The following is a 692-nucleotide window of genomic DNA, read 5'->3' on the forward strand; positions in this document are numbered from 1 at the left end:
GAGTAACCCTTACGGGAGCTAGCCGCCTAAGGTGGGACAGATGATTGGGGTGAAGTCGTAACAAGGTAGCCGTATCGGAAGGTGCGGCTGGATCACCTCCTTTCTATGGAGTATTTACTCTAGTCGACAGACAACTTCGGTTGTTTGCGCTTGGTCTTTTGTTCAGTTTTGAGAGGAAACTCTCTATTTATCGGTGGGGGCCTGTAGCTCAGCTGGTTAGAGCGCACGCCTGATAAGCGTGAGGTCGGTGGTTCGAGTCCACTCAGGCCCACCATAATAGTTTCATACTGAAACGGTTATACTATGATCGTTTATTTTTGGGGCCTTAGCTCAGCTGGGAGAGCGCCTGCCTTGCACGCAGGAGGTCAGCGGTTCGATCCCGCTAGGCTCCACCAAAAAAACTATCTACTCTATAGTAGAATAGTAAAATGGTTCTTTGAAAACTAGATAATGCAAGAGAAACAATATAGTAAGTTCATCGGATTCTTATTTATAAGAGTTTTTGAACGAGCTAGTCGAGAATTCACGTTTAATTGGAGACAATTAAACAAAACCTTTTTTAATTTGGTTAAGTTAGAAAGGGCGCACGGTGAATGCCTTGGCACTAGGAGCCTAAGAAGGACGCGACGAACGGCGAAACGCCTCGGGGAGCTGTAAGTAAGCTTTGATCCGAGGATATCCGAATGGGGGAA

Annotated in this window: 2 tRNA genes and 2 rRNA genes; all 4 read left to right on the plus strand. The window is 46.4% G+C overall.

The window, feature by feature from the left end:
• A 16S ribosomal RNA gene (locus J7W16_RS21830) occupies positions 1–103 on the plus strand; the annotation flags it as partial.
• Positions 104–197: 94 nt separating this feature from the next.
• A tRNA-Ile gene (locus tag J7W16_RS21835) sits at positions 198–274 on the plus strand.
• A gap of 45 nt (positions 275–319) precedes the next feature.
• Positions 320–395 (plus strand) — tRNA-Ala (locus J7W16_RS21840).
• A gap of 171 nt (positions 396–566) precedes the next feature.
• Positions 567–692, plus strand: a 23S ribosomal RNA gene (locus J7W16_RS21845); the annotation flags it as partial.

The organism is Halalkalibacter suaedae (assembly GCF_017939705.1).
Lineage (GTDB): Bacteria > Bacillota > Bacilli > Bacillales > Bacillaceae_D > Halalkalibacter > Halalkalibacter suaedae.